The organism is Methylobacterium sp. WL8 (assembly GCF_008040045.1).
Classification (GTDB): domain Bacteria; phylum Pseudomonadota; class Alphaproteobacteria; order Rhizobiales; family Beijerinckiaceae; genus Methylobacterium; species Methylobacterium cerastii.
The window spans coordinates 62,974-71,419 of record NZ_VRVF01000018.1 but is presented as its reverse complement, the minus strand read 5'-3'; the positions used below and the strand labels follow the sequence as shown (position 1 = coordinate 71,419).

Sequence of the window (8,446 nt, the reverse complement as noted above, 5' to 3'; positions counted from 1 at the left end):
GCCGGGGGAATCGGGTCGGCCGGGGCGCCGAGCGCCGGGAGCGCGGCGGCGACGAGCGACAGGGCCGCCAGGGCGGCGATCGGTGCCGGAATCGGCGGAATGATTGGGAAGCGGGGCATGGCGTCTCCTCGTATCCGGCTCGCAAGGGTTTCGGCGCATCACGCATGACGGGCCGGCGCGATGCAAAGCGGAGTCCGCTCACGCCTCGAGCGGGATCTCGATGCGGAAGCGGGCGCCCTGCCCGCGCGGGGTCGCGACCCGGGCGTCGAGCTGGCGGGCGAGGTTCGTGATCACCCGCATGCCGAGGCTGCGCGAGGCCCGGCCGATGTCGAAATCCGCCGGCAGGCCGACGCCGTCGTCCGACACGTCGAGGACGAGCATCCCGCCGGCGCAGGCGGCGCCGACGCGCACCTCGCCGGTCCGGTCCGGGTAGGCGTACTTGATGGCGTTGGTGACGAGCTCGTTGACCATCAGTCCCATCGGGATCGCCCGGTCGGCCGAGACCCGCAGCGGTTCTGCCGCGCACAGGATGCGGTGGCTCGGCGCGCTGCCCTGGAGGTTGGCCGCCAGCGTCTCGAGGAACTGCCCGAGGTCGATCTCGCCCGGCGTGGTGTCGCCCTGGCGCCAGAGCTGGTCGTGGACCCCGGCGATGGCCTCCACCCGGGTGCGGGCGTCGATCAGCGCGTCGCGCACCGGGCCCGCGTCGGCGTTGCGCGCCTGGAGCGCGAGCAGGCTCGCGACGATGGCCAGGCTGTTCTTCACCCGGTGGCTCATCTCGCGCACGAGCAGGTCCTGCCGCGTCAGAGCCTGCCGGAGCAGCCCTTCCGTGCGCTGCCGCTCGATCGCGCCGCCGAGCAGGTTGGCGAACCCCTGCATGAAGGCGATGTCGGCCTCCGTGAACATGCCCTCGCGGGTGTCGTCCACCTCGAGCACTCCGAAGGCGCCCTCGCGGTTCTCGATCAGCACGTTGATCGCCCGGCGGATGCCGTGCTCGGCCATGATCTGCGGCGTGCGGAAGCGGGCCTCGTTCTCGAGGTGGTTGGAGATCACCGGCCGGCCGGTCTTGAGGGCGAAGCCCGCGGGCGAGGCGAGGTCGGCGCCGACGCGGGCGCTGCCGACGACGTTCGGCCCCCAGCCGACGCCGGCGCGCACCAGCAGCATGTCCTCGTCGTGCAGGTGCTCCAGCGCCTTGCAGAACTCGGCGCCCATGCCCTCGGCGCAGAGTTCGGTCGCCCGCTGCAGCAACCCGTCGACGTCGTCGCCGCGCAGGGCCTCGACGCCGAACTCGGACAGGATGGCCTGCTGGCGGAGGCGGTAGGTCAGGTCCGGGTGGTGATCGCTCATGACCGGGGCAGGGTAGCAGGGATGGCCGCGGGAGGCGACGCGTTCCGGTCCCCCTACCCGTTCCGTCCTCGCCTTCGTGCCCCCCCGGCGCCCTGCCCCGCGCCCTAATCAGCACCTTGCCTGGCGACCTGCGATTGCAGGTCCACTGGCCTTTGCGCGGCGTGGTCCTATCTGGTTCGGTTCCAAGCTGCGCCATGCCCGGAGACCGCATGATACCTCTCAGGCTCACCGTGAACGGCACGGCGCGCGAGGTCCTCCTGGAGGATCCCCGCGTGACCCTGCTGGACCTGCTGCGCGAGCGCCTCCATCTCACCGGCTCGAAGAAGGGCTGCGACCGCGGACAGTGCGGCGCCTGCACGGTGCTGGTCGACGGCCGGCGGATCAACGCCTGCCTCGCGCTCGCGATCAGCCTCGACGGCGCCTCGGTCACCACGATCGAGGGCCTGGCGGACGGTGATCGCCTGCATCCGGTGCAGGAGGCCTTCATCGCCCATGACGGCTTCCAGTGCGGCTTCTGCACGCCGGGCCAGATCATGAGCGCGGTCGGGCTCATCGCCGAAGGTCAGGCGGGGACCGATCCCGAGCGGATCCGCGAGGGCATGAGCGGCAACCTCTGCCGCTGCGGCGCCTATGCGGGCATCGGCGACGCGGTGCTGGCCGCCCAGACCGCCGGCGACGGCCAAGCCGCCGGCGTGATGATGCGGGAGGACGCGGCGTGAACCTGTTCGACTACACCCGTCCCGCCAGCGTCGCTGAGGCGATCGCGGCGGCGCAGGCCCCCGGCGCCGCCTATCTCGGCGCCGGCACCAACCTGCTCGACCTGATGAAGGGCGGCGTCGTCACGCCGGCCCGCCTCGTCGACGTCACCCGCCTCCCCGGCCTCGACCGCCTCGACGTCCTCGACGACGGCGGCGTGCGGGTCGGCGCGCTGGTGCGCAACAGCGACCTCGCCCACGATCCGCATTTCGCCAAGGCCTATCCGGCGGTGGCCGAGGCGCTGCTGTCGGGTGCGTCGGCGCAGCTGCGCAACGCCGCGACCGCCGCCGGCAACCTGATGCAGCGCACCCGCTGCCCCTATTTCGCCGACGCCACCTCCCCCTGCAACAAGCGCACGCCGGGCTCGGGGTGTGCCGCGCTCGGTGGGGCGACGCGGCTGCACGCGGTGCTCGGCTGGAGCGAGCACTGCATCGCCACCCACCCGTCCGACTTCTGCGTGCCGCTGGCGGCCCTCGACGCCGTCGTCGAGATCGAGGGCGCGGCGGGCCGGCGCGAGGTGGCGCTCGAGTCCTTCCATCGCCTGCCCGGCGACGCGCCGGAGCGAGAGGCCGACCTTGCGCCGGGCGAGCTGATCACCGCGGTGCGGCTGCCGCCGGAGGCGGCGGGGTTTGCGGCCCATTCCCGCTATCTCAAGGTCCGCGACCGCACCTCCTACGCCTTCGCGGTGGTCTCTGCGGCGGCGGGCCTGCGCCTCGACGGCGACCGGATCGCCGAGGCCCGCCTCGCGCTCGGCGGCGTCGCGCTGAAGCCGTGGCGGGCGCGCGAGGCGGAAAGCCTGCTCGCCGGCCAGGCGCCGGACGGGACCATGTTCCGGAAGGCCGCCGACGCGGCGCTCGCCGGCGCGACGCCGTCGGGCGAGGCCAACGCCTTCAAGATCGAACTCGCCCGCCGCATCCTCGTGCGGGCGCTGACGCTGGCGGCCGCCGGCACGCCGGAGCGCCTGCCGGCGCTGCCGGCCTCGCCGTTCGCCGCCACTTTCGCCGCCCCCTCCCCTTCGTCGGCGGCAGCCGCCCCTGCAGGAGCCGCCCATGGCTGAGATCGCACTGACGTCCGCGCCGCAGCGGGCCCGCCACGGATCGAGCATGGGCCAGCCGCTCACCCGGCGCGACGGGCCGCTGAAGGTCACCGGCCGGGCGACCTTCGCCGCCGACAACGTGGCGGCCGGCACGCTGCACGCCGCGCTCTGCGCCGCGCGGATCGCCCGCGGGCGCGTCACCCATCTCGACGTGGCGGCGGCGGAGGCCCATCCGGGCGTCGTCGCGGTGATGACGCCGGACAACGCCCCGGCGCTGGCCCAGCACCCGGACGACAAGCCCCACGGCTTCATCTTCCGCCTCGACCTGCTGCAGGATTCCGCCGTCCGCTACGCCAACCAGCCGATCGCGGTGGTGATCGCCGAGACCCTTGAGGCGGCCACCGAGGGCGCGCGCCTGCTGAACCCGCGCTACGAGGCCGAGACGCCGCGCATCGGGCTCGACGCCGAGCCGCCGTTCACGCCCCCCGGCATCGGCGTCGGCCAGCCGCCGGAGGAGACCCACGGCGACGTCGAGGCGGGCCTCGCGACGGCCAGCCGGCGGATCGCGGCGACCTACGCGACCCCGGCCCAGTACCACAACGCCATGGAGCCGCACGCGGCGGTGGCCTCCTGGGACGGCGACCGGCTGACGCTCCACACGCCGAGCCAGGGCATGGCGATGGCGCAGGGGCGCCTCGCGGGGCTGTTCGGCATCCCGCCGGAGAACATCCACATCGAGAGCCCGTTCCTCGGCGGCGGCTTCGGCTCGAAGGGCCTGATCTCGGGTCCGCAGATCCTCGCCTGCATGGCCGCGCGCCTCGTCGGCCGGCCGGTCAAGCTCGTGCTCGCGCGCTCGCAGATGTACGGCCCGGTCGGCCACCGCGCCGAGACCCGGCAGAGCTTCCGCCTCGGCGCCGACGAGGCCGGCAAGCTCACGGCGCTGGAGCACGAGACGCTGACCGCCTCGAGCCGGTTCGACGACTTCTTCGAGCCGGCCGGCGGCGTTTCGCACACTCTCTACGCCAGCCCGGCCATCGCCGTCCGGCACCAGGCCGTGCGGGTCGACACCGGCACGCCGCTGTTCATGCGCGCCCCCGGCGAGGCCGCCGGCAGCGTCGCCCTGGAAAGCGCGATCGACGAGATGGCGCTGGCCTGCGACATGGACCCGCTGGAATTCCGCTTGGCGAACTATGCCGAGGTCGAGCCGATCTCCGGAAAGCCGTTCTCGTCCAAGGCCTTGCGCGAGTGCTACACCCGCGGCGCCGAACGCTTCGGCTGGTCGGCGCGGCCGAAGGCGCCGCGGCAGACCCGCGACGCGAACGGCCTCCTCGTCGGCTGGGGCATGGGCACCGCGACCTTCCCGGCGCTGATGTTCGAGGCGCAGGCGAAGGCCGAGCTGCGCGCCGACGGCACCGGTACGATCGAGGTCGGCGCCCACGACATGGGCCAGGGCGCCTGGACGGCGCTCGGCCAGATCGCCGCCGACGGCCTCGGGATCGGCCTCGACGCGCTCACCTTCAAGATGGGCTCCTCGGACCTGCCGAACGCCGGCATCGCCGGCGGCTCGGCCCACACCGCCACCGCGGGCGGAGCGATCCACGCGGCCGGCCAGGCGGTGGTGGCGCAGCTCGCAGAGCTGGCCACCAACGACCCCGCCTCCCCGCTCTACGGGGCCGGCAACGCCGGGTTCGTCGCCCGCGACGGCCGGCTCTTCCGCCGCGACGACGAGAGCCGCAGCGAGGTCTACGCCGACATCCTGGCGCGTGCCGGCCGCGGGAGCCTCACGGCCACCGGAAAGGCCTCGACCGACCCGGCCGCCGCCAAGACCTACGCCATGCACGCCCACGGTGCGGTCTTCGCCGAGGTGAAGGTCGACCCCGACCTCGGCCAGATCCGGGTCACCCGCCTCGTCGGGGCGTTCGCGGCCGGCCGCATCGTGAACCCGCGCCTCGTCACCAGCCAGTATTACGGCGGGATGATCTGGGGGATGTCGTTCGCGCTGCACGAGCACGCGGCGATGGATGCCCGCACCGGCCGCTTCCTCAACGACAACCTCGGCGAGTACCACGTGCCGGTGAACGCCGACACGCCGGCCATGGAGGCGATCCTGGTGCACGAGGACGATTCCCACGTGAACGCGCTGGGCATCAAGGGCGTCGGCGAGATCGGTATCACCGGCTCGGCCGGCGCCATCGCCAACGCAGTCTGGCACGCCACCGGCATCCGGGTGCGCGAGATCCCGATCACGCTGGACAAGCTGCTGGGCTGAAGGGCGGAACGGGGTTTCTGGGAACGTCTCCGCGCATCCCCTCGCCCCTCGCCCCTCGCCCCTCGCCCCGCGTGCGGGGAGAGGGCTGCGACGACCTCGTCGTCGTCGCGGCGAGGCGGCAGCCGAGGGTGAGGGGGCGACTCGGAAGAGACTCTTCCGTTCGCGCCCCCTCACCGTCGCTTCGCCTCCGCTTCCCGGCTGCACGACGGCGTGCAGCCGGGCCTCTCCCCGCAAGCGGGGAGAGGGGGAACTCACGCGTGATCCGAGGCGCTGACGAATCGAGCTCCCGCAGAGGGGGAGGGAAGACCACTTTTCGGCGGAGGCGAGATTCGACGAAGGCGAACCCAGCCTAGGCGGCATCCGCAATGGCGAAGAGCGCAGGGTGCACGTCGCCCTCCTCCGCCACAGGCTCGGCCCGCGCGCCGTCCGGGAGGGCCGGCCCGAGCAGCCGCAGAAAATCCTCGGAGGCGGCGATGTCGAGGTCTGCGGCCTTGGCGCGGGTCTCGAGGCGGGCGAGGGTGTTCATCGCTGGGCCGAGCACGGTGTATTCGGCGCGCAAGCCGTCGTCGAATACGCCGACCAGGAGGTCGCCGGCATGGAGCGCGACGACCACGCGCAGCGGGAAGTCGCCCGTCGCGGCGCGGTCGCGGTTCAGCGCGGCGAGACGGGTGCGGATCGCGCGGGCCGAGGCCAGCGCGCCGCGGGCCTGCGCCACCGGGCCGCCGACCACGAACTCCGCCAGCACGGCGTCGCCGACGTACTTGTCGACGATGCCGTCGTGCTCGGTCACGGCCGTATGCGCCAGGGCGCGGACGGCGAGCAGCGCCCGCACCATCGTCTCGGGCGGGTGATCGCGGCTCAGGCGCGAGAAGCCGCGGATGTCGAGGGCCAGCAGGCAGGCATGGCGCCGGCGGGCGGTGCCGAGGTCGCCGTCGCGGGCGAGCTCGGCCGCGACCCCGTCGGGAACGAAGCGGGCGAGCTGCGCGCGCTCGTGCTCCAGGCGCACGGCCTCGCCGGCGGCGTGGCGCAGGCGCGCGATCCCGTCGACCACCACGACGCCGGCGGCGAGGAAGGTCAGCAGCCCCGGCGCCTGCTCGGCAAGGTCGACATGCGGCCCGAGAAAGCCGTCCGGGTCGACGAGGCCGGCCAGGATCGCGGCGCCCCAGGCGAAGGCGACCGTGCCGGCAAACAGCGCGGTGTGCCAGACGCGCATGCTGAGCGCCGTCTGGAGCAGGAGCAGGAAGGCCGGCAGCTGGCTCACCGCGTCGGCGCCCCCGCCGGTGTCGGCGGCGCCCGCCAGCATGTGCTCGACGATGACGTAGATCGCCAGCCCCGCGTTCAACGCGGTGCCGGCCCAGGCGAAGCCTTCCGCGTGACGCCCGTCCCCGCGCTCCGCCCGACCGAACCAGACCGAGCCGGCCGCGTAGAGGCCGAGGATGAACCAGTGGCTGAGCGCGTGCAGCGAGCCATCGTAGACCTGGGCCGCCATCAGCAGGACGAGCACGATCACCACGCGCAGGACCAGCAGGCGGCCGCCGGTGGCCCGCTGCGTGAGCCGCAGGACGGTATTCTCGTCTCGTGCGGCCTGCGCCGCCCTGTCGTCCCTCATGACGCGTGCGGCGCCTACCCGGCCCGGCTGAGCCGGCGGGCGCCGGCGAAGCGGTTGAGGAAGCGCGGCTCCTTCTCCGGCGCGACCCGGATGGCGAGGTGCAGCGTGCCGCCCTCCTCCATGCGCCGGTCGAGCACCTCGGCGTTCTCGTAGAGCCAGTGCAGGGCCGCGCCCTCCTCCGGCCCGAGGATCACTGCGAACGTCGAGCGCGTCCGGGCGATCCGCGCCTCGATCCGCGCGGTGAGGGCCGAGAGCCCCTCCCCCGTCAGCGAGGAGACCAGCACGGGGGCGGCGCCGTCGCGGTCGTTGCGGTCGTGGGCCGAGAGGTTGGTCAGCCGCGTGCGCTCGCCCTCGTCCAGCAGGTCGGCCTTGTTCCAGACCTCGATGATCCGGTCGGCCGACATCTCGATCCCGAGCTCGCCCAACACCGTGCCGACGTCCTCGGCCTGCGCCTCGGAATCGACGTGGGCGACGTCGCGAACGTGGAGCAGGATGTCGGCCTCGATCACGTCCTCCAGCGTGGCGCGGAAGGCGGCGATCAGCGCGGTCGGCAGGTCGGAGATGAAGCCGACGGTGTCGGACAGGATCACCGTCTCGCCGTGCGGCAGCTTGGTGGCGCGGGCCGTGGGGTCGAGGGTGGCGAAGAGCATGTCCTGCGCCACCACCTGCGCCTTGGTCAGGGCGTTGAACAGCGTCGACTTGCCGGCGTTGGTGTAGCCGACGAGCGCCACGATCGGGTAGGGCACGCGCGCCCGGCTCTGCCGGTGAAGGCCGCGGGTGCGGGTGACGGAATCGAGGTCGCGCTCGATCCGCGTCATGCGCTCCTGGATCATCCGCCGGTCGGCCTCGATCTGGGTCTCGCCGGGGCCGCCCAGGAAGCCGAAGCCGCCGCGCTGGCGCTCCAAGTGGGTCCAGGACCGCACGAGCCGCGACTTCTGGTAGGCGAGGTGGGCGTGCTCGACCTGGAGCGTGCCCTCCCGCGTCGAGGCGCGGCGGCCGAAGATCTCGAGGATCAGGCCGGTGCGGTCGATGACCTTGGCGCCGAATTCCTTCTCGAGGTTGCGCTGCTGCACCGGCGACAGGGCGCAGTCCATCACCACGAGACCGATCTCGCTGGCCTTGATCAGGCCGGCGATCTCCTCGACGCGGCCCTTGCCGAGATAGGTCGAGGGCCGGATGCGGGCGAGGCTGAGCGGGATCGCCTCGACCACGTCGAGCTCGATCGCGGCGGCGAGACCCACCGCCTCCTCCAGGCGCGCCTGCGTCGAGCGCGAGACCGGCGCCGGCCCGTGCGGCGATGCGGCGGCGGTGCGGCTGAGATAGGGACCGACGACGAGGGTGTGGGTCGCGGCGGCGATCTCGCCTTCCGGCGCGGCCATCGCCTGCAGTCGGGCCTCGCCGGAGGTCAACGTCTCGGTCATGGAATCCTTGG

General features: G+C 73.4%; 6 protein-coding genes. 3 read left to right on the top strand and 3 right to left on the bottom strand.

Annotated elements, in window-relative coordinates:
- Nucleotides 1–198 precede the first annotated feature (198 nt).
- A complete protein-coding gene (locus FV234_RS09255) occupies nt 199–1,344 on the bottom strand; it encodes a histidine kinase dimerization/phosphoacceptor domain -containing protein (protein WP_147754711.1) in 1,146 nt (381 codons plus the stop codon).
- A gap of 209 nt (nt 1,345–1,553) precedes the next feature.
- On the opposite strand from FV234_RS09255, the gene FV234_RS09250 reads away from it, so the two are divergent.
- Genes FV234_RS09250 through FV234_RS09240 form a run of 3 tightly spaced genes read left to right on the top strand, consistent with a single transcriptional unit; the run spans nt 1,554 to nt 5,405 of the window.
- A complete protein-coding gene (locus FV234_RS09250; RefSeq protein ID WP_147754712.1) occupies nt 1,554–2,063 on the top strand; it encodes a (2Fe-2S)-binding protein in 510 nt (169 codons plus the stop codon).
- Entirely contained in the window at nt 2,060–3,157 is a 1,098-nt protein-coding gene (locus FV234_RS09245) for a xanthine dehydrogenase family protein subunit M (RefSeq protein WP_147828847.1), read from the top strand. The genes FV234_RS09250 and FV234_RS09245 overlap by 4 nt, the downstream gene beginning before the upstream one ends.
- Entirely contained in the window at nt 3,150–5,405 is a 2,256-nt protein-coding gene (locus tag FV234_RS09240; RefSeq protein ID WP_147754765.1) for a xanthine dehydrogenase family protein molybdopterin-binding subunit, read from the top strand. The genes FV234_RS09245 and FV234_RS09240 overlap by 8 nt, the downstream gene beginning before the upstream one ends.
- A gap of 349 nt (nt 5,406–5,754) precedes the next feature.
- Here the strand turns inward: FV234_RS09240 and FV234_RS09235 are convergent, their stop codons facing one another.
- On the bottom strand, nt 5,755–7,014 hold the full coding sequence (locus tag FV234_RS09235) for an adenylate/guanylate cyclase domain-containing protein (protein WP_147828845.1): 1,260 nt from the start codon (nt 7,012–7,014) through the stop codon (nt 5,755–5,757).
- Between the two features lie 14 nt (nt 7,015–7,028).
- Entirely contained in the window at nt 7,029–8,435 is a 1,407-nt protein-coding gene (gene hflX, locus FV234_RS09230) for a GTPase HflX (protein WP_147752533.1), read from the bottom strand.
- Nucleotides 8,436–8,446 lie beyond the last annotated feature (11 nt).

Bases quoted from the DNA above. Each gene is read 5' to 3' on its own strand.
- FV234_RS09255 (WP_147754711.1), bottom strand. From the start codon at position 1,344: ATGAGCGATCACCACCCGGACCTGACCTACCGCCTCCGCCAGCAGGCC.
- FV234_RS09250 (WP_147754712.1), top strand. From the start codon at position 1,554: ATGATACCTCTCAGGCTCACCGTGAACGGCACGGCGCGCGAGGTCCTC.
- FV234_RS09240 (WP_147754765.1), top strand. From the start codon at position 3,150: ATGGCTGAGATCGCACTGACGTCCGCGCCGCAGCGGGCCCGCCACGGA.
- FV234_RS09235 (WP_147828845.1), bottom strand. From the start codon at position 7,014: ATGAGGGACGACAGGGCGGCGCAGGCCGCACGAGACGAGAATACCGTC.
- hflX (WP_147752533.1), bottom strand. From the start codon at position 8,435: ATGACCGAGACGTTGACCTCCGGCGAGGCCCGACTGCAGGCGATGGCC.